The following is an 18601-nucleotide window of genomic DNA, read 5'->3' on the forward strand; positions in this document are numbered from 1 at the left end:
GCCAGCGGGCCCGCCCTTCCTCGCCGCGCAGCCTGCGCGCGGTAGCGGGTGGCACCCTGATACCTCGAATAGTAAAGCAAGCCGTCAGCCGGCGCCGAAACGGCCGGCCCACCGGCGCCGTCGGCGGCACGAACGGCGGCGGCGGCCCGACCTGAACCGGAACCGCGGCCAAGGGTGGGATAATGCGGTCCCGTTATCCGCTGCGACCGCGATGCCCTTCCTCGAACTGACCCTGCGTTGCCGCGAATCCGAGCAGCCCCGCTACGAGACCGCGCTGGACGACGTCGGTGCGCTGGCCGTAACCATGCTGGACGCCGATGCCGACACCGACGACGAGCACGCCATCCTCGAACCCGGCGTCGGCGAAACCCCGCTGTGGGACGAGATCGTGCTCAGCGCGCTGTTCCCGCACGAGACCGACGCACTGGTGCTGCTGGCCGCGTTGGAATCCTTCGACGCCGGCCTGGACTGGACCCAGGCGCGCTTCCGCGCGGTCGAGGACCAGGACTGGGAACGCGCCTGGATGGACCAGTACGTGCCCCTGCATTTCGGCGCGCGGACCTGGATCGTGCCCTGGAACCACGACCTGCCCGAGGGCGCCGACGCCGCCGACGCGGCGGTGATCCGGCTCGACCCGGGCCTGGCCTTCGGCTCCGGCACCCATCCGACCACCGCGCTGTGCCTGCAGTGGCTGGACGGCTTGGCCGCCGACGGCCAGCTCGGCGAGGCCCGCGTGCTCGATTTCGGCTGCGGCTCGGGCATCCTCGCGCTGGCCGCGCTCAAGCTCGGCGCCGCCCACGCCATCGGCGTCGACAACGACCCGCAGGCCCTGCTCGCCACCGCCGACAACGCGCAACGCAACGGCGTGGCCGCACGCATGCAGGTCTACCTGCCGCAGGACGAGCCGGTAGCGACCTACCCGATCGTGGTCGCCAACATCCTCGCCTCGGCGCTGATCGCGCTGGCCGATACCCTGGCCGCGCGCGTCGCGCCGGGCGGCCGCATCGCGCTGTCGGGCATCCTCGCCGGGCAGGAGGAAGACGTGCTGGCGCGCTACGCCGACGCCTTCGAAGACCTGCGCGCCGACCGCCTCGAAGACTGGATGCGCGTCACGGGCACGCGTCGCCGCTGAGTCAGGGGGGCGGACAGCGGCGAAGCCGGCGTGCTTGAATACGCCGATGTTCGTCGCCTGCCCACATTGCGGATTCCTGGTCGCGCTGATCCTGCCTGCCGCCGGCAGCGGGGCGCGCGAAACGCCGCAACGCTGCCCGCGTTGCGAGCGCCCCTTGCAGGCCGATGCGGCCGACGCCGCCGGCGCGGACGCAGACATCGCGCCCGGCGACGCGGAGCCCGAGGCCGACGCAGTCTCGCCGGAGGCGCCGCCCGCGCCCGATGATCAGTCGCCGGCAAGCGCGCCCATATCGCCGGAACCGGAACCCGCCGACGCGCTCGCGTCCGCCACCGCGGACGCCGACGGCGCCGCAACCGAAGCGGCGGCCACCGCCGCCGCCGTGCCCTCGCTGGAAGAGGCGGTGGCCGCGTCCGCCCTGCCCGACACGCGCACCCGCCCGTCCCGCACCGTGCGCACGCCGCGCGCCAAGCGCGACGCGCCCAGTTTCGTGCGCGGCAGCGCAGCGGCAGCGCCGACGCGCCGAGACTGGCGCGCGGTCGCCGCGATCGCCGTGCTGGTGCTGGCGCTGGGCTTGCAGTTGGTCCTGGCCCAACGCCAGGAACTGGCCGCCGATGCGCGCTGGCGCCCGCTGGTCGGCGCGCTGTGCGGCGTACTGCGCTGCAGCCTTCCGCCCTGGCACGAGCCCACCGCCTACAGCATGCTCAACCGCAACGTGCGCCCCAGCCCCGGCGCGCCGGGCGTGTTGCGCGTCAACGCCAGCTTCCGCAACGATGCGCGTTGGCCGCAGCGTTGGCCGACCTTGCTGCTGACCTTGTCCGATGTCGATGGCCGGGAGGTCGGCCAGCGCGCGTTCGCTCCCTCCGACTACCGCCGCGGCCACGCCCCCACCGACGAACTCGCCCCCGGGCAGAGCGCGACGGTGCAATTGGACGTGGTCGAGCCGGCGCCCCGGATCGTCGCATTCACCTTCGACTTCCGATAAAAACTGCGACGGTCGCGTTGTCCGCCGCGACCGTCGCGCGCTAGACTCCCCCTCCCGCCCGTCCGCCGCGCCCTGCGCCAGGCACCCGCCCGGCGGGACGACACTGCATCAGGGGAACCGCTTGAACGCCGCAATCGATCGCAACGAAGCCACCCGCGGCGGACCGCGCGTCCCGCTGCGCGACCACGTGGCCACCTCGATCCGGCGCTACCTGGGCGACCTCAACGGCAGCGGCACCGAGAACCTCTACGAGATCGCCCTGCGCGAACTCGAAATCCCGCTGTTCGCCGAAGTCCTGCAGCACTGCGACGGCAACCAAAGCCGCGCCGCCTCCATGCTGGGCATCCACCGCGCCACCCTGCGCAAGAAGCTGCGCGAGTACGGGCTGGAGTAATCTGCCGCCGCTGCGCGAGCGGTCGAAAGCCTCGTTTTCCCGGGCTTTCCCGCCGTTCCGACCGTTCCAGGCCAACACGACAAGGTCCGCCGCACATCGAACCGCCGCGACGATACGGTTCGCCTTCGGCTCACCACATCCTACGACTACCGCCTTTCACGGAGCTGCGGCTACGGCTGCGGCTGCGGCTGCGATTGCCGTTGCCGTTGCCGTTGCCGTTGCCGTTGCCGTTGCCGTTGCATTGAAGTCCAAAAGCACCGCACTCACACAGACAACCGTAGACCCGAAGGGCGGCGCGCAGGACGCGCGCCGTTTTTCGAATGGACAGGGACGTCCATTCGAAAAATCCCGGCGCCAGCCCCGAACCCGCAGGGGAGGTTTGGTCAAGCTAGCCCTTCTCTTTGGTTACTTTTGACCGAAGGGAATCCAGACGGACTCTTGGGCTAGCAAGAGAAAGTGACCCGCATGCGCAGCAGGCGGAAGCCNATGGACAGGGATGTCCATTCGAAAAATCCCGGCGAAAGCCTCGAACTCGCAGGGGAGGGTTGGTCACGCTAGCCCTTCTCTTTGGTTACTTTTGACCGAAGGGAATCCAGACGGACTCTTGGGCTAGCAAGAGAAAGTGACCCGCATGCGCAGCAGGCGGAAGCCGTTGACCTTCGAACCGAGCCGACGAAGCAACAGCAAAAGCAAATCCTCCCCAACCCTCCTTTTCCAAAGGAGGGAGCTAAAGAGCTAAAGAGCTTAGGAGCTAGGAGCGAGAGCCCTCTGGCGTTCAACCGTGAACGAACCTGCGCTCGTAAGCCGCCCGCGCCGGGATGACAAGCACCAGCAAAGCCGTCTACTTGGGATGAGCGCGTTCTGCACGACGCATAGGTAGCGACTCGCTGCCATCCATGGCGCCACTTCCGCGGACTTCGGATCGCCCGGCCCGGCCATCCATGGCCGGGCGCGTAGCCGGACTGCGCGCAATGCGCGCAAAGCGTCCGGCTACGCCCACCAATACCGAATCAAATGGAAGAACACCGGGGCCGCGAAGCACACCGAATCCAACCGATCCAGCATGCCCCCGTGCCCCTCGATCATGTGCCCCCAATCCTTGATCCCGCGATCGCGCTTGATCGCCGACATCACCAGACCGCCGTAGAACCCCATCAGATTGATCACCAGCGCCAACGCCGCCGCCTGCAGCGGCGTGAACGGCGTGATCCACCACAAAGCCGCGCCCAGCGCCGTCGCCGAGGCCACGCCGCCGACGAAACCCTCCACCGTTTTCGACGGCGACAGCTTGGGCGCGATCAAACGGCGCCCGCACAACTTGCCCCACACGTACTGCAGCACGTCCGAGGACTGAACCACGATCACCAGGAACGCGATCAGCAGCAGATTGCGACCCTCGTAGCCCGGAATGTCCAGGTTCAACAACGCCGGCACGTGCGAAATGCAGAACACGCAGATCATCAGCCCCCACTGCACCTTGGCCGCGCGCTCCAGATAACGCGTGGTGTCGCCGCCGACCGTGGACAGGATCGGCAGCAGCAGGAAGGCGTAGACCGGAATCAGCAGCGTGTACAGCCCGTACCAGTCGGTGTAGACCAGCCAGTACTGCAAGGGCAGCGCCGCGTAGAAGGCCACCGCCAGCGCGTAGTAGTCGCTGCGCCGGGTCGGCGTGAGGGTGATGAACTCGCGCAGCGCGAACAGCGACACCAGCGCGAACAGCACGATCACCCCGACCCGGCCGATCAGGAAGGACGCGCCCACCACCGCCGCCATCACCCACCAGGCGCGGATGCGCGCGGTCAGGTTGGCGATCACCGGGCTGGGCCGCCCGCGCGTGCGCCAGCGCAGGAATTCCGCGATCGCCGTGGCCAGCAACAGCACCCCCGCCACGCCCAGGAACAACAAGACCGAATGCGGCAGCACCTTCACCCGCTCGATCAGGATCGCGAGGTTCGCGCTCATGCGCCGCCCTCCGAGCCGCGCGTGCCCGTACCGTCATCGGACAAGGCCAGCAACGCCTCGCGCGCGCGCGCCAGGAACGCCGGTTTGTCCTCGTCGCTGTGCAGGCGCAGCGGCTCGCCGAAAGTGGCCGTGCACAGCAGCGGCAGCGGCAGCAATTTGCCCTTGGGCATGACCCGCGCCAGGTTGTCGATCCACACCGGCACGAATTCCAGCTCCGGACGCAGCCGGGCGAGGTGGAACAGGCCGCTCTTGAACGGCAGCAGGCCCTCGCCCTGGTTGCGCGTGCCCTCGGGAAACAGGATCAGCGAGGCACCGCCGTCGACCGCGTCGCACAAGGTCTGCATGGCCTCGTGGCGGCGCTGGTCGGGATCGCCGCAGTCCTGTGGCTTGGGCTCGCGGTCCACCAGCACGCCGTTGAAGACCTCGCGGATCAGGTAACGGCGCAAAGCGTCGCGCTGCCAATAGTCGGCGCCCGCGACCGGCCGGGTCTCGTCGCGCATCGCGCGCGGCAAGGCCGACCAGATCATCACGAAATCGCCGTGGCTGACGTGGTTGCCGTAATAGACCCGGCGATCGCCCAGCGGCGGGCAGCGCCACAGCGCGCGCGCGCCGGTCAGGGCGCGGATCGCGAAACTGAAACCGTCGGCGATCCAACCGCTAAGCATCGATACGTACTCCGAAAATGGACGAGGGCGCGCGCTCGGGCCGCCATAGGCTCGCGACCGGACCGTCGTCGAACGCCTCTGGGGCCGGATCGTTATCCAGCGGCAACGGCGCCAACCACCAGGCGCTCGCCAGCAACAGCGCCTGCGCGATCAGGCACGCGGCCTGACGCCGCAGCAGGCCGCGCGCGCCACGCCAGCGCGCGGACCAGTCGCGGCCGGCGCGTTCGGGCGGCTGCAGGCCCAGGGCTTGCAGACTCGCGTCCACGGCCGTCGCCGCATGCGCCGGATCGCGTTCGCGCGCGGCGGCCAGCAGCAGGCCCGCGTCGAAATCCACGCGCGCGGCGTAATAGACCTGCAGCAGGCCGGCGATCGCGCTCAGGCCCAGCCCGTAGGCGGTCCAGCCTACGAGCGCGCCGAAACCGAAACCGGCCAGCAGCAGCCACAGGCCGGTCAGGGCCAGCAAGCCCAGCGACAACGCATTCAAGCATCGCCCCTGGCGCAGCAGCAGGCCCATGGTGTGCAGCTCGAAAGCGGTGGTCATGTCGCGGGCGCCCCTGCCTGCACGGAGATCGGCATCGCACCGGCACGGACCTGTTCCAACGCACGCAGATGCGCCTCGCCCAGGACCACCGCCGGTCGTGCGGCGCGCACCTGCGCGACCGCGGCTTCGACGGTATCGGCGCGGCCGCTCTCCAGCAACCAGGCCGCGACCGCCACCGCGCTGCGCGAATACCCCAGCGCGCAGCACACCAGCACCGGGCCGGCCGCGCGCGCGGCTTCGATGTCTTGCGCGGCCGCGCGCAGCGCCTGCGGTTCGGCTGCCACCAGGTCCAGCATCGGCCGCACCGCCGCCAGCCGCAGCGTCGACGGCGCCGACAACTCGGCGCAGACATCGACCGCGGCCGCGTAGCGTGCAGCCTCGTCCCGCCCGGGCATGCGCCCCAGCCAGACGCCGTCGCCGACTTCCACCGGCTGCGGCGCGCGCCGCGTCCACAGCCGCGAATTGATCCACGCGCCCCACAGGTAGGGCGCGTACAGCCAGCGCGCGGCCGGGCTGAGGCGGCCGTCGGCGCGCTTTTGGAATCCGTCCGCGCCCAGCAGCGCATAGTTCAGCGCCACCAGCAGCAGCGACAGCGCCGGCCACAACAGCCACCACGCCGCGCCGCGCAGCATCCAGGCCAGCGCCGCGCACAAGGCCGCGCCCAACAAATACAGCGATGCCAGTCGCCAACGCTTCGGATCGCGCGCCCAAGCCGCCGCGCGCCACGGCGAGCGCGCGCCTTCCGGCCACAGCCATACGCACAGCCAACCCGCGAGCAGCCCGGTCGGCACGTCGACGAAGTGGTGTTGATAGGTGGTCAGCACCGACACCCCGATCAGGCCGAACCACAGGTGCAGCAGCCAGCGCCAGGCGCCGCTCAGATGTTGGGCGAAACGCACCCACAGCACGATCAACAGCACGATGTGCAGCGACGGCGCCTGATTGAACGGCTTGTCGAAGCCCAGCAGCACGTCGAACATCCAGCCGAACACGCCGTCGGTTTCGGGCCGCACGAAGCTGAAGGTCAGCGGGAATGCCAGGAAGCAGGCGATCGCGATCGCCTGCGCGGTCAGCAGGCGCAAGGCCTGGTTGTCGAGTTCGCGGCGGTCGCGGCACACGAACAGCGAAATGCCGTAGAACAGATCGATCGACCAGTACGGCAGGATGGTCCAGGCCCAGAACGGAATCGCGTGTTCCCAGCCGAACACGATGCTGGGCACGCCGACGCGCTGGGCGGCGACCGAGTTGGCATAGCCGTAGCTGAGAAAGAACAAGGGCCCCAGCAGGGCCAGCCACAGCAGCGCGCGGCCCCAGGGCCGGCGCACGGCGGTCTCGCTCATTCCTCGACCCGCTGCGCCAGCGACACGGTGAAGATGCCCCAACGGTCGATGCGCTGATCGAGCTTGCGGAAGCCCGCCGCGCGCACCAATTCGTCCATCTCCGCCTGCGAGCGCCGCCGCATCACCCAGGCCTCGCCGCCGCGGTGGCTGGTCAGGGCGCGCGCGATGAACTCCAACTGCGGGTGCCAGGGCTGGCCGGTGTAGACCAGATAGCCGCCCGGCGCGACCGCATCGGCCAGGCCGGCCAGCGAGCGCCGCACCAGGGCGTTGTCGGGGAACAGTTCGTACAGGCCGGACACGATCGCCAGGGTCGGGCGCGGTGTCAGCGCGGCCAGCGCGGCGCGGTCGAAGGCGTCGCCCTGCTCGAACTCGGCCACGCCGCCGGCGCCGAGTTCCGCGATCAGCGCGCGCCCCTGGCGCACATTGAGATCGCTGTAGTCGCGCAGGCGGATCGAATCGGCGCCGCCGGCCAGGGCCTCCAGCGCGTAGCGGCCGTGGCCGGCGGCGATATCCACCACGTCCACGCGCTCGCCCGCTTCGCGCAAGCGGCGCATGGCCTCGCCCAGCAGCTCGTGCAGATGCGTGCGGCGCACGCGGATCCCGCGCCAGCCGATCGCGTCCAGATAGTTGCGATCGACCATGCGGCCCAGCGGACCGGCGCCGCGCGCCTGATCGCGGTAGACGTAGTCCAGGCTGCTGCCGGAATCGAAGCCGGTGTCCAGGCCGGTGCGGATGCCTTCCGACAGGTGGCTGCCGAAGCGCAGACCGGCGCGCACGAAGCGCCAACGCAGGTCCTGCAACGAATTGCGTTGCGGCGGCCAGGCCAGGCGCTCGGCCTCCTCGAAGCTGTCGCCGCGCTGATGCGCATCCAGCAGCGAGGCGTGTTGCAGCGGCTCCTCGAAGCGCGCGCGCAGGAAGTCGCGGATCTTGGCCAGCGCCGGCGCGCGCTCCTTCTCGCCCAAAGTGTCGTGATAGAAGCCGGGCAGGAAGTGGCGCTGCTTGATGCTGGAGCCCAGACGCTCGTAGAAGCGGTCCTGCGGCGCGCGGTGGACCACGAAATCCGAGCCCGAGACCAGCAGCTGCACCGGCACCCGGATCGCCTGGGCGTCGGCGACGATGCGGTCGGCGGCCTCGTACAGGCCCAGCAGCACGCGCACCGAGATCGGCCGCGCGATCAACGGGTCGCTGCGATAGCTGGCGACGCGCTCGCCGTCGTGGGTCAGCCATTGCGGCTGCACGTAGCTGTTGACGAAGAAATTGCCGCGCAGCTTCTGCATCAGACCCAGGCCCGCGCGCGCGAACGGCACGTACAGCTTGACCTTGAACGCAGGCGAGGCCAGCACCAACGCGCGCAGGCGCGGCGCGTAGTCGTGGGCCCAGGTCGCGGCGACCACCGCGCCCACGCTCTGCGCGATCAGCGCGGTGTCCTCCACCGCGATCCCGTGGACGTCGCCGATGTGGGCGACGAAGCGGTCCAGATCGCGCACCAGCGCCTCGAAGCCCGGCGCGTCGCCGCGTTCGCCCGGCGAGCGGCCGTTGCCGCGCGCGTCCCAGGCGAAGAAATCGCAATCGTCCAGGCCCAGCTCTTCGACCAGGTGCGCGACCCGGCCGGAGTGTTCGTGACCGCGATGCAGCAGCACCACCGCGCGCCGCGGCCCCTCGCCGCGCGCCGGCCAATGACGGTAGTACAGCTCGGTGCCGTCGAAGCTGGCGTAGTGGCGTTCCTGGTGTTCCCTCATTCGCGACTCCCTTGCGTTGCGGCGTCGGCGGATGCCGCGCCGTGGCGCACGCCGGCGGTCACCCGCCGCAGCACCGTCCACACACACAACAAAGCGGCCAGGATCGCGACCAATTCGGTCGCGCGCGCGCCGGCCCAGCCCAGGGCCAGCGCCAGTCCCAGCGCGCCGACCACGAAGGCGCGGTCGCTCTTGCCCATCGGCCCGTCGTAGCGGCGCGGCGCGCCGACCATCGGTGCCAGGATCCCGGCGAATTCGGTCAGCGCCGCCAGCCCCGCGAACAGCAGCAGGGTCCACGGCGCGACGCCGGGGACCACCAGCAAGGTCAGGTATAGGGCGCTGTCGGAAACCACGTCGCACAGTTCGTTGAGGTAGGCGCCCAGGCGCGACTGCTGGCCGTGCTCGCGCGCCAGCATGCCGTCGATCGCGTTCAGGGCCATGCGCAGGAACATCCACAGCGGCAGGGCCGCGAATGCCCAGGGCTGCTCGCTGCCGTTCCAGGCCACCCAGGCCGCGACCGCCAGCGAGCCCAGGCCGGCCAGCACGGTGACCTGATTGGCGGTCACGCCGGCCGCGAACAGGGCGCGCACCAGCGGCCGCAACAAGGCCTGGAAGCGCCCCTTCAACGCGTAGATCGATGCCATTCCCTGAGCCGGTCCGCATGCCCTCACGGGCGATCGGGCATCAGCTTAGCCGCTGGCGCACGCGTTGACGGTCCCGCCGCGGCCCGATCGCAGGGGTAGCGCATTGCTGACCCCCGGGGCCAGCGCCGCGCCACCTTCGGCTGCGCCGGATGCCCCGCGGGCGGGCGTACCGGCTGGATTCGGCGCGCGGGGCCGGGATGGCGCAGTCGCACCGCTATAATTCCCGCGCCCTTCCGCTGCCCGACTCCCCGCATGACCTCCGATCGCCTGCCCGTCCGCCGGGCGCTGCTCTCTGTTTCCGACAAGAGCGGCCTGCTCGACCTCGCCCGTGCCCTGTCCGCCCATGGCGTCGAACTGCTGTCCACCGGCGGCACCGCCAAGGCGATCCGCGACGCCGGCCTGGCCGTGCGCGACGTCTCCGAGGTCACCGGTTTCCCGGAAATGATGGACGGCCGGGTCAAGACCCTGCACCCGCTGGTGCACGGCGGCCTGCTCGGCCGCGCCGGCATCGACGATGCGGTGATGGCCGAACACGGCATCGGCGCGATCGACCTGCTGGTGTTGAACCTGTATCCGTTCGAGCAGGTCTCGGCCAAGGCCGACAGTTCGTTCGAGGACATCGTCGAGAACATCGACATTGGCGGCCCGGCCATGCTGCGCTCGGCGGCCAAGAACTTCGCCCGCGTCGCGGTCGCGACCGATCCGGCCCAGTACGCGGCCCTGATCGAGGAGTTGCAGACCAACGCCGGCACCCTGTCGGCGCAGACCCGCTTCGCGCTGTCGGTGGCCGCGTTCAACCGCGTCGCCCAGTACGACGCCTGCATCGCCAACTACCTGTCCTCGCTGGACGCCGACGGCGTGCGCAGCCAGCAGTTCCCGGCCCAGCAGCACAGCAACTTCGTCAAGGTCATGGACCTGCGCTACGGCGAAAACCCGCACCAGCAGGGCGCGTTCTACCGCGACCTGTACCCGGTGCCAGGCACCCTGGCCACCTTCAGCCAGTTGCAGGGCAAGGAACTGAGCTACAACAACCTCGCCGACGCCGACGCGGCCTGGGAATGCGTGCGCCAGTTCGAGCGCCCGGCCTGCGTGATCGTCAAGCACGCCAATCCCTGCGGCGTGGCCGAGGGCGTGGCCTGCGGCGACGCCTACGAACTGGCCTACGCCACCGACCCGACCTCGGCCTTCGGCGGCATCATCGCCTTCAACACCCGCCTGGACGCGGCCACCGCCAAGGCCATCCTCGACCGTCAGTTCGTCGAGGTGCTGATCGCGCCGGACTACGACGAGGCCGCGCTGGCCTACTGCGCCAAGAAGGCCAACGTGCGCGTGCTGCGCATCCCGCACGGCGACGGCAGGAACAACTTCGACGTCAAGCGCGTCGGTTCGGGCCTGCTGATGCAGACCAGCGATATCCGCGAGGTCGGCCGCGACGAGCTGAAGGTCGTGACCCAGCGCGCGCCCGACCCGGCCGAACTCGCCGACCTGCTGTTCGCCTGGCGCGTGGCCAAGTACGTCAAGTCCAACGCCATCGTCTACGCGCGCGACCACCGCAGCATCGGCATCGGCGCCGGCCAGATGAGCCGCGTGGTCTCGGCCAAGATCGCCGCACTCAAGGCCGAGGAAGCGGGCCTGGTGGTGCCGGGCTCGGTGATGGCCTCCGACGCCTTCTTCCCGTTCCGCGACGGCATCGACGCCGCCGCCGCGGCCGGTGTGCGCGCGGTGATCCAGCCCGGCGGCTCGATGCGCGACGGCGAAGTGATCGCCGCCGCCGACGAGCACGGCCTGGCGATGGTGTTCACCGGCGTGCGCCACTTCCGCCACTGAACGTGGGCAGCGACGCGCCGGTCATCCGCGAGGAGCGCGACGGGGATCGCGACGCGATCCGCGCCGTGGTCGCGGCCGCGTTCGTCGGGCATCCGCACAGCCAGCAGACCGAACACCGCATCGTCGACGCCCTGCGCGCCGCCGATGCGCTGAGCCTGTCGCTGGTGGCGGAACGCGACGGCGCCGTGCTCGGCCACGTCGCGTTCTCGCAGGTCGGCATCGACGACGGCAGCCAGGGCTGGTACGGCCTGGGCCCGGTCGCGGTGGCGCCGCGGGCGCAGGGTAGCGGCATCGGCCGCGCCTTGATCGAAGCAGGACTGGCGCGCCTGCGCGCGCTGGCCGCGCAAGGCTGCGTGGTGGTCGGCGATCCGGGCTACTACGGCCGTTTCGGCTTCCGCCAGGACACCGGACTGCACTATCCCGGCCTGCCGCCCGAGTACTTCATGGCGCTGGCATTCGCCGGCGCCACGCCGTCCGGCGCGGTGACCTACCACCGCGCGTTCGAGGTCGCCTGACCGCGCCCGCTCAGGCCTTGGGCGTGCGTTCCTTCCAGATCTCGTGGTCCACGCCCTCTCCCAGCTCGGGATACTGCGCGATGTGGAATTCCGGCGACTTGCCTTCGTCCAACTGGCGGTCGTAATCGCGGGTCAGTTTCACCACCACTTTCGCCAGCAAGACGATCGCGATCAGGTTCAAGGTCGCCATCACCGCCATTGCGGCGTCGGCGGCGTCCCAGACCAGCTGCACTTTCGAGAACACGCCCCATACGATCACGCACAGCGCCACGATGCGCAGCGCGAACAGCGATTTGCGCCCGCCGCCGATGTAGAGCAGGCCGCTCTCGGCGTAGGAGTAGTTGCCCAGGATGGTGGTGAAGGCGAAGAAGAACAGCGCGATCGAGGCGAACCAGGCCCCCCACTCGCCGAAGAACACCGTCATCGCGCGCTGGGTGATCACCACGCCATCGCCGCCCTGGTCGAGCACGCCCGACAGCAACACGATCAGCCCGGTCGCGGTGCAGATGAACATGGTGTCGAAGAACACGCCCAGGGCTTGCACGAAGCCCTGGCTGGACGGGTGGTGCGGCACCGGCGTCGCCGCCGCGGCGATGTTGGGCGCGCTGCCCATGCCGGCCTCATTGGCGTACAGGCCGCGCTTGACGCCGTTGAGCATCGCCGCCGCCATGCCGCCGGCGATGCCGCCCGCGGCCTGGTCCAGGCCGAACGCGCCGCGCAGGATCATCATCACCGCGGCGGGAATCTGGTCGTAATGCGCGACCAGCGCCCACACCGCCAGGCCGATGTAGCCGATCGACATGAACGGCACCACCCATTCGGCGACCTTGGCGATGGAACGCAGGCCGCCGAATATGATCGCCCCCGTCAGCACCACCAACACCACCGCGACCTGGGTCTGGCTGAACTTGAAGGTTTCGCCCACCGACTGCGCGATCGCGTTGGCGTGCACGCCGTTGAACACCACGCCGTAGGAGAACAACAAGCAGGCGGCGAACGCCCAGCCCATCTTCGGCATGCGCAGGCCGCGCGCGATGTAGTAGGCCGGACCGCCGCGATACTGCCCCTTCTCGTCGCGCACCTTGTACAGCTGCGCCAGCGAGCTCTCCGCGTAGGCGGTGGCCATGCCGACCGCTGCCGTGCACCACATCCAGAACAGCGCGCCCGCGCCGCCCAGGCTCAAGGCGATGGCCACGCCGGCGAGGTTGCCGGTGCCCACCCGCGCCGCCAGCGAGGTGCACAGCGCCTGGAAAGGCGAAATGCCGGCGTCGTCGCCGTCGGTGCCGCGCCCGATCACCTTGAGCATGTGCGGGAAGCGGCGCACCTGCACGAAGCCCAGCCGCACGGTGAAAAACACGCCCACCGCCAGCAGGCCGTAGATCAGGATGTAGTTCCACAGCAGGTTGTTGATCGTGGCGACGACCGGGGAGATCGCGAGTTCGATCTGGTGCAGCAGCCAATCCATGCGGACGGTTCCGAAATGAGGGCGGGAAGGAAGAGGGGCTCGTGCGGCCGCGTCCATGCCGCCCTGCCGGCGCCGTCGTTACGGATCGCCGGCATGCGCGCGGCCCTGTCGCGAACCGGACGAGGACTGCGTCCGGGCTCAGGCCGGAAAGCGTGCCGATAGCCGTCGCGATGGTAGCAGCCACCCACCCCGTCCCGGCCGGTGGCGTAAAATCCCATGGCTCATGAGCCTCTCCCCATCCGTTATTTCCCTGGAGCACGTATGAAGGTTCTCGTCATCGGGTCCGGCGGGCGCGAACACGCGCTGGCCTGGAAGCTGGCCCAGTCTTCCCGCATCGACGAAGTGCTGGTCGCCCCCGGCAATGCCGGTACCGCGACGGAGGAGCGCTGCCGTAACGTCGCGGTGTCCGCGACCGACATCGACGGCCTGCTGGCCCTGGTCGCGGCCGAGGGCGTGGCGGTCACCGTGGTCGGCCCCGAGGCGCCGCTGGTCGCGGGCGTGGTCGACCGCTTCCGCACCGCCGGCCTGCGCATCTTCGGGCCGACCGCCGCGGCGGCCCAGCTCGAGGGCAGCAAGGCCTACGCCAAGGATTTCCTGGCCCGCCACCAGATCCCGACCGCGCACTACGCCGTGCACACTCATGTCGAGGAAGCGTTGGAGTACGTCCGCGAGAAGGGCGCGCCCATCGTCATCAAGGCCGACGGCCTGGCCGCCGGCAAGGGCGTGATCGTCGCCATGACCCTGGCCGAGGCGGAAGCCGCGATCACCGACATGCTCGCCGACTACGCCTTCGGCGCGGCCGGAGCGCGCGTGGTGATCGAGGAATTCCTCGATGGCGAGGAGGCCAGCTTCATTTCCATGGTCGACGGCCGCACCGCTCTGCCGATGGCGACCTCGCAGGACCACAAGCGTGTGCACGACGGCGACACCGGTCCCAACACTGGCGGCATGGGCGCCTACTCGCCGGCGCCGGTGGTCACCCCCGAAGTGCATGCGCGAGTGATGCGCGAAGTGGTCGAGCCGACCGTGCGCGGCATGATCGCCGACGGCATCCCCTTCACCGGCTTCCTCTACGCCGGCCTGATGATCGACAAGGCCGGCGCGCCCAAGGTGATCGAGTTCAACGTGCGCTTCGGCGACCCGGAAACCCAACCGGTGATGCTGCGCCTGCAGTCCGACCTGCTGGACCTGGTCGAGGCCGCGATCGACGGCCGCCTGCACGAGACGCAGGCGCAGTGGGACCCGCGCCCGTCCCTGGGCGTGGTGATGGCCGCCGAGCATTATCCGGAGACGCCGCGCACCGGCGATCCGATCAGCGCCTGGGACGTGCCCCTGCCCGAGGACAGCAAGGTCTTCCACGCCGGCACCCAACTGGTCGACGGCCAGGTCGTGACCGCGGGCGGCCGCGTGCTGTGCGTGTGCGCGCTGGGCGCCAGCGTGGCCGAAGCCCAGCACCGCGCCTACGAAGCGGTGGCCGGCATCTCCTGGCACGGCGAGTTCCACCGCCACGATATCGGCTGGCGCGCGATCGAGCGCGAGCGCGCCGCGCAGGTTTAAGCCCGACATCGCCGCACGCAAAAACAAACGGCCGGAAGCATCGCGCTCCCGGCCGTTTTCTTTAGCGCTCTCTGTGGGAGCGGCGTAAGCCGCGATCGCGCCAACACAAGCACCGGCGCGACCACCGCAACTAGTGCGCCGCCCCAGCCGCCTCCTCAGGCGCCGGCTGCAGCGATACCGCCACCTCTTCCAACTCCGCGATCTCCTTCTCCAAGGCCTCGTACAACTCGCCCTGACGCACCATCAGATCCTCGATGTGCGCTGCCAGCTTCAACTTCGACAGCTCGCCATCGAACAGCAGCCATTGCGCGGTCAGCTGCTCGACATAGTTCTTGGAGTAGTGACGCATTTCCTTGAGCTGGTTCAAGGCCGAGTTCACGTGATCCAACGGCGTCTTGTTATCGGCGGACATGGCAACCTCCTCTGCACAAGCTGGGCCTCAGGGTAGCCAGGCCAAGCTGGCTGCCCGCGAAACGGATCGCGCCTTGCACACGCGGCCTTCACCGGTCACCCAGGACGAGCTCCGGGCAGCTCGCCGGCACCCCAGCGCCGTCTAGGCGACGATGCAGGGCGGCCAAGGCTAGGCCGATGGCATCGCGGGGCTAGTTTTCCGCTACCTCGCCGGTACCGCTACACCCCGTCAGGGGGGTTTGCTAGGCTCCACCGGCGAACCCTTCGCACGAGCCGCACATCGACGTGCGGACCTGACCGGACCCGCAGGCCGCATGGCGCACAACCAGTTCGAGCTGCTCAAGCAGCGACGTTTCCTGCCGTTCTTCCTGACCCAGGCGCTGGGTGCGTTCAACGACAACGTGTATCGGCAGGCGATCATCGGCCTGCTCGGCTACATGGCCGTCGACGCCGCCGACAAGACGCTCTACACCAACCTGGCTCCGGCCATCTTCATCCTCCCGTACTTCCTGTTCTCGGCCACGGCCGGCCAGATCGCGGAGAAACTGGAGAAGTCGCGCCTGATCCGGATCACGACCACGATGGAAATCGTGATCATGTCGCTGGCCGCGATAGGTTTTCTGACCCACAACCTACCGATACTGCTGGCCGCGCTCTTCTGCACGGGCCTGCAGTCGACCCTATTCGGCCCGGTCAAGTACTCGATTCTGCCCTCGGTGCTCAAACCCGAGGAGCTCACCGGCGGCAACGGCCTAGTCGAGATGGGCACCTCGATCTCGATCCTGATCGGCATGATCTTCGGCGGGGTAATCTTCAAGATCGCCGGCGATCACGGCCCCGTGGTCGCGGCGATCGCGATCATCGTACTGGCCGTGACCGGCAACCTGGTCAGCCGCGCGATCCCGCGCGCCGAAGCCGGCGCTCCGGAACTCAAGATCAACTGGAACCCACTGCCGGAGTCGCTGGCGATCATCCGGCTGGCGCGTAAACAAGTCGCGGTGCGCAACTCGATTCTAGGCGTGTCCTGGTTCTGGTTCGTCGGCACCGTGCTGACCGCCAACATCCCCAGCTACACCGAGCTCAACCTCGGCATGGGCGACTGGTACGTGTTCCCGCTGGCGCTGTTCTCGATCGGCACCGGCGTGGGCTCAATGCTGTGCGAGAAGCTGTCGGCGCGCACCGTCGAGATCGGCCTGGTGCCGCTGGGCGCGTTCGGCATGAGCGCGTTCCTGTTCGACCTCTATTTCGCTCGTACGGGCCTCGCTCAAACCGCCGGGTTGGACATTGCCGCCTTCATGCAGCAACCGGGCAGCTGGCGGATCGCGATCGATCTAGTCGGAATCGGCCTGTTCACCGGCTTCTTCGTGGTGCCATTGTTCGCACTGATCCAAAGCCGCACCGCCAAGCACGAACTGTCGCGCGTGATCGCCGGCATGAACATCCAAAACGCCGCCTTCATCGTCCTGGCCGCGGTGCTCGGCGTAGCGGTGCAGCGCTTCCTGCACTGGACCATTCCCCAGGTCTTCCTGGCCCTGGCGGTTGCCAATGTGCTGGTCGCGATCTGGATCTTCACCCTGGTGCCCGAGTTCCTGATGCGCTTCATGAGCTGGGTGCTCGTGCGCGCGCTGTACCGGCTGCGCGTGAAGGGTGTCGAGCAGATCCCCGACGAGGGCGCGGCGCTGGTGGTGTGCAACCACGTCAGCTACATGGACGCCCTGATCCTGAGCGCGAGCATTCCGCGCCCGGTGCGTTTCGTCATGTACTACAAGATCTTCAACATCCCGGTGATGAGCTGGATCTTCCGCACCGCCAAGGCGATCCCGATCGCCGGCGCGCGCGAGAATCCGGAGATCATGCGACGCGCGTTCGAGGAGATCGAGGCCGCGCTCGCCGACGGCCAGATCGTCGGCATCTTCCCCGAGGGCGCGTTGACCAAGGACGGCGAGATCGCCAAGTTCAAGTCCGGCGTCGAGCACATCCTGGAAAAACAGCCGGTGCCGGTGATCCCGATGGCCTTGCGCGGGATGTGGACCAGCATGTGGAGCCATCGCGATTCGCGCATGTCGCGCATGCGCGTGCCGCGGCGTTTCCGCGCCCAGGTCGAGGTGGTCGCGGCCGCGCCGGTGGACGGCGCCGCCGCCAGCGCCGAGGGCCTGGAAGCGCAGGTGCGCGCGCTGCGCGGCGACGCCGCGTGAAGATGCCGGCCCGGCGCCGGTAAAACCCCGCTAAAGCCCATTCAGGACTGACAGCCGTCGCAAGCCGCTGCTAGGATGGGCAAGGGGGCGTCGGCGCGTGCCGGCGATCACAAACACAACAAGGATAGGGGACACCCATGTACGAGCCGTCTCAGGCCGCGCCTGCGCAGCCGATTCAAAACTACCTGGCCTGGTCGATCAGCATGACCGTGCTCGGCTTCTGCCTGTGCTGCATCATCGGCTGCGCGCCGGGCATCGTCGGCATCGTCTACGGCTCGCAGGTCAACAGCAAGTCCAACGCGGGCGATCTGGAAGGCGCGCGCAAGGCCTCCGAGAACGCCAAGATCTGGTGCTGGGTCGCGACCGCGACGGTCGCCCTGGGCCTGCTGCTCAACATCGGCAGCTTCATGATGGGCGGCTCCGCCCAGTACATGGAAATGATGCAGCAGATGCAGAACGCGCGTTGATATGACCGCGTTGCGCCAGCCCCGACTGTGGCACGCGACGGCTGCGGCCGCCGCGCTCGCGGCGGCCGGGGCCGGCGTCTGGCTGTTGCGGCGCGTCGATCCGAACGCGCCCGACAGCCCGCTACCGGGCTGTTTGTTCTTCCACTTCACCGGGCTGTATTGCCCGGGCTGCGGCAGCACCCGCGCCATGCACGGCCTGGTCCACGGCGACCTCGGCCAGGCACTGGCGATGAACCCGCTGTTGTTCGTGGTGATCCCGGCCATGCCGCTGCTGATCGCGCACGGCATGGGCTATCGCCTGCCCCTGCCCAAACGCGCGATCGACCTGCTGCTCAGCGGCAAGTTCTGGCTCAGCCTGATCTTCGGCTACTGGATCGCGCGCAACCTGCCCTGGTGGCCTTTCAGCTGGCTCGCGCCGGGCTGAATCGCATCCTCCGTCTCGGCGCCGCGAACGCGGCGCACCGTCCCCTTTGCAGAAGAACCGCATGAACGCACCTCACGGCGAATACGTCCCCAATCACCTGGTCTGGGCGATCCTGTCCACCCTGTTCTGCTGCCTGCCGCTGGGCGTGGTCTCGATCGTCTATGCCGCGCAGGTCGACGGCAAACGCGCTGCGGGCGACATCGCCGGCGCGCGCGCGGCCTCGCGCAGCGCGATCAACTGGGCGATCGCATCCGTGGTCGCGCTGCCGGTCGCGATCGTGTTGTGGTTCGTGTTCTTCGGCGGACTCGCCGTGCTCGGCGCCGCGCTCGGGCAATGAGCCCGCG

General features: G+C 69.2%; 18 protein-coding genes. 10 read left to right on the forward strand and 8 right to left on the reverse strand.

Annotated elements, in window-relative coordinates; all coding sequences use genetic code 11:
• Positions 1 to 211 precede the first annotated feature (211 nt).
• From prmA to fis, 3 genes are all read left to right on the forward strand, one after another.
• Positions 212 to 1132: a 50S ribosomal protein L11 methyltransferase gene (prmA, locus tag ASE43_RS14125; protein ID WP_057160921.1), complete on the forward strand. Its 921-nt coding sequence runs from the start codon at positions 212 to 214 to the stop codon at positions 1130 to 1132.
• A gap of 34 nt (positions 1133 to 1166) precedes the next feature.
• Positions 1167 to 2114: a DUF3426 domain-containing protein gene (locus ASE43_RS22365; protein WP_235568755.1), complete on the forward strand. Its 948-nt coding sequence runs from the start codon at positions 1167 to 1169 to the stop codon at positions 2112 to 2114.
• A gap of 121 nt (positions 2115 to 2235) precedes the next feature.
• Positions 2236 to 2508, forward strand: coding sequence for a DNA-binding transcriptional regulator Fis (gene fis / locus ASE43_RS14135; protein WP_056180352.1), 273 nt, complete (start codon positions 2236 to 2238; stop codon positions 2506 to 2508).
• Between the two features lie 990 nt (positions 2509 to 3498).
• Here the strand turns inward: fis and ASE43_RS14140 are convergent.
• Genes ASE43_RS14140 through ASE43_RS14165 form a run of 6 tightly spaced genes read right to left on the reverse strand, consistent with a single transcriptional unit; the run spans position 3499 to position 9396 of the window.
• On the reverse strand, positions 3499 to 4470 hold the full coding sequence (locus ASE43_RS14140) for a phosphatidate cytidylyltransferase (RefSeq protein ID WP_056180355.1): 972 nt from the start codon (positions 4468 to 4470) through the stop codon (positions 3499 to 3501).
• Complete coding sequence (locus tag ASE43_RS14145) at positions 4467 to 5135, reverse strand: lysophospholipid acyltransferase family protein (RefSeq protein WP_056180358.1); 669 nt, start codon at positions 5133 to 5135, stop codon at positions 4467 to 4469. Before ASE43_RS14145 ends, ASE43_RS14140 begins: the two co-directional genes overlap by 4 nt.
• Positions 5128 to 5676 (reverse strand): hypothetical protein, encoded by a 549-nt coding sequence (locus tag ASE43_RS14150; RefSeq protein ID WP_057160923.1) that lies wholly within the window; start codon positions 5674 to 5676, stop codon positions 5128 to 5130. Before ASE43_RS14150 ends, ASE43_RS14145 begins: the two co-directional genes overlap by 8 nt.
• Positions 5673 to 7016 (reverse strand): phosphatase PAP2/dual specificity phosphatase family protein, encoded by a 1344-nt coding sequence (locus ASE43_RS14155; RefSeq protein ID WP_057160924.1) that lies wholly within the window; start codon positions 7014 to 7016, stop codon positions 5673 to 5675. Before ASE43_RS14155 ends, ASE43_RS14150 begins: the two co-directional genes overlap by 4 nt.
• Positions 7013 to 8755 (reverse strand): bifunctional alpha/beta hydrolase/class I SAM-dependent methyltransferase, encoded by a 1743-nt coding sequence (locus ASE43_RS14160; RefSeq protein WP_057160925.1) that lies wholly within the window; start codon positions 8753 to 8755, stop codon positions 7013 to 7015. The genes ASE43_RS14155 and ASE43_RS14160 overlap by 4 nt, the downstream gene beginning before the upstream one ends.
• Positions 8752 to 9396, reverse strand: a complete 645-nt coding sequence (locus ASE43_RS14165; RefSeq protein ID WP_056180370.1) for a CDP-alcohol phosphatidyltransferase family protein — start codon at positions 9394 to 9396, stop codon at positions 8752 to 8754. Before ASE43_RS14165 ends, ASE43_RS14160 begins: the two co-directional genes overlap by 4 nt.
• Before the next feature lie 252 nt (positions 9397 to 9648).
• Here ASE43_RS14165 and purH point away from each other — a divergent pair, with 252 nt between their 5' ends.
• Together purH and ASE43_RS14175 are read left to right on the forward strand one after the other, a co-directional pair.
• A complete protein-coding gene (gene purH, locus ASE43_RS14170) occupies positions 9649 to 11223 on the forward strand; it encodes a bifunctional phosphoribosylaminoimidazolecarboxamide formyltransferase/IMP cyclohydrolase (protein WP_056180375.1) in 1575 nt (524 codons plus the stop codon).
• A 2-nt stretch (positions 11224 to 11225) separates the two neighbouring features.
• Complete coding sequence (locus ASE43_RS14175; protein WP_057160926.1) at positions 11226 to 11738, forward strand: N-acetyltransferase; 513 nt, start codon at positions 11226 to 11228, stop codon at positions 11736 to 11738.
• Positions 11739 to 11748: 10 nt separating this feature from the next.
• Here ASE43_RS14175 and ASE43_RS14180 read toward each other — a convergent pair whose 3' ends face one another.
• Positions 11749 to 13203: a sodium:alanine symporter family protein gene (locus ASE43_RS14180; protein WP_200956264.1), complete on the reverse strand. Its 1455-nt coding sequence runs from the start codon at positions 13201 to 13203 to the stop codon at positions 11749 to 11751.
• A gap of 261 nt (positions 13204 to 13464) precedes the next feature.
• On the opposite strand from ASE43_RS14180, the gene purD reads away from it, so the two are divergent.
• Positions 13465 to 14760: a phosphoribosylamine--glycine ligase gene (purD, locus tag ASE43_RS14185; RefSeq protein ID WP_057160927.1), complete on the forward strand. Its 1296-nt coding sequence runs from the start codon at positions 13465 to 13467 to the stop codon at positions 14758 to 14760.
• A 130-nt stretch (positions 14761 to 14890) separates the two neighbouring features.
• Here purD and ASE43_RS14190 read toward each other — a convergent pair whose 3' ends face one another.
• Complete coding sequence (locus ASE43_RS14190) at positions 14891 to 15172, reverse strand: hypothetical protein (RefSeq protein ID WP_056180385.1); 282 nt, start codon at positions 15170 to 15172, stop codon at positions 14891 to 14893.
• Between the two features lie 313 nt (positions 15173 to 15485).
• Here ASE43_RS14190 and ASE43_RS14195 point away from each other — a divergent pair, with 313 nt between their 5' ends.
• The 4 genes from ASE43_RS14195 (at position 15486) to ASE43_RS14210 (ending at position 18594) form a co-directional block, all read left to right on the forward strand.
• Positions 15486 to 17366, forward strand: a complete 1881-nt coding sequence (locus tag ASE43_RS14195) for an MFS transporter (RefSeq protein WP_057160928.1) — start codon at positions 15486 to 15488, stop codon at positions 17364 to 17366.
• 137 nt (positions 17367 to 17503) lie between these two features.
• Complete coding sequence (locus ASE43_RS14200) at positions 17504 to 17833, forward strand: CD225/dispanin family protein (RefSeq protein WP_057160929.1); 330 nt, start codon at positions 17504 to 17506, stop codon at positions 17831 to 17833.
• Position 17834: 1 nt separating this feature from the next.
• Positions 17835 to 18257 carry a DUF2752 domain-containing protein gene (locus tag ASE43_RS14205; RefSeq protein WP_056180393.1) on the forward strand — a complete coding sequence of 141 codons (423 nt, stop codon included), beginning with the start codon at positions 17835 to 17837 and terminating at the stop codon, positions 18255 to 18257.
• A gap of 61 nt (positions 18258 to 18318) precedes the next feature.
• Positions 18319 to 18594, forward strand: a complete 276-nt coding sequence (locus tag ASE43_RS14210; RefSeq protein ID WP_056180396.1) for a CD225/dispanin family protein — start codon at positions 18319 to 18321, stop codon at positions 18592 to 18594.
• The last annotated feature ends 7 nt before the right edge of the window (positions 18595 to 18601 follow it).

The organism is Lysobacter sp. Root983 (assembly GCF_001429345.1).
Taxonomy (GTDB): domain Bacteria; phylum Pseudomonadota; class Gammaproteobacteria; order Xanthomonadales; family Xanthomonadaceae; genus Lysobacter.

Excerpts from the sequence above, each read along its gene's own strand:
- prmA (WP_057160921.1), top strand. The coding sequence starts at position 212 with ATGCCCTTCCTCGAACTGACCCTGCGTTGCCGCGAATCCGAGCAGCCC.
- ASE43_RS14155 (WP_057160924.1), bottom strand. The coding sequence starts at position 7,016 with ATGAGCGAGACCGCCGTGCGCCGGCCCTGGGGCCGCGCGCTGCTGTGG.
- purH (WP_056180375.1), top strand. The coding sequence starts at position 9,649 with ATGACCTCCGATCGCCTGCCCGTCCGCCGGGCGCTGCTCTCTGTTTCC.
- ASE43_RS14160 (WP_057160925.1), bottom strand. The coding sequence starts at position 8,755 with ATGAGGGAACACCAGGAACGCCACTACGCCAGCTTCGACGGCACCGAG.
- ASE43_RS14205 (WP_056180393.1), top strand. The coding sequence starts at position 17,835 with ATGACCGCGTTGCGCCAGCCCCGACTGTGGCACGCGACGGCTGCGGCC.
- ASE43_RS14145 (WP_056180358.1), bottom strand. The coding sequence starts at position 5,135 with ATGCTTAGCGGTTGGATCGCCGACGGTTTCAGTTTCGCGATCCGCGCC.
- ASE43_RS14190 (WP_056180385.1), bottom strand. The coding sequence starts at position 15,172 with ATGTCCGCCGATAACAAGACGCCGTTGGATCACGTGAACTCGGCCTTG.
- ASE43_RS14195 (WP_057160928.1), top strand. The coding sequence starts at position 15,486 with ATGGCGCACAACCAGTTCGAGCTGCTCAAGCAGCGACGTTTCCTGCCG.
- ASE43_RS14150 (WP_057160923.1), bottom strand. The coding sequence starts at position 5,676 with ATGACCACCGCTTTCGAGCTGCACACCATGGGCCTGCTGCTGCGCCAG.
- ASE43_RS14140 (WP_056180355.1), bottom strand. The coding sequence starts at position 4,470 with ATGAGCGCGAACCTCGCGATCCTGATCGAGCGGGTGAAGGTGCTGCCG.
- ASE43_RS14180 (WP_200956264.1), bottom strand. The coding sequence starts at position 13,203 with ATGGATTGGCTGCTGCACCAGATCGAACTCGCGATCTCCCCGGTCGTC.
- ASE43_RS14165 (WP_056180370.1), bottom strand. The coding sequence starts at position 9,396 with ATGGCATCGATCTACGCGTTGAAGGGGCGCTTCCAGGCCTTGTTGCGG.
- ASE43_RS14200 (WP_057160929.1), top strand. The coding sequence starts at position 17,504 with ATGTACGAGCCGTCTCAGGCCGCGCCTGCGCAGCCGATTCAAAACTAC.
- ASE43_RS14210 (WP_056180396.1), top strand. The coding sequence starts at position 18,319 with ATGAACGCACCTCACGGCGAATACGTCCCCAATCACCTGGTCTGGGCG.
- purD (WP_057160927.1), top strand. The coding sequence starts at position 13,465 with ATGAAGGTTCTCGTCATCGGGTCCGGCGGGCGCGAACACGCGCTGGCC.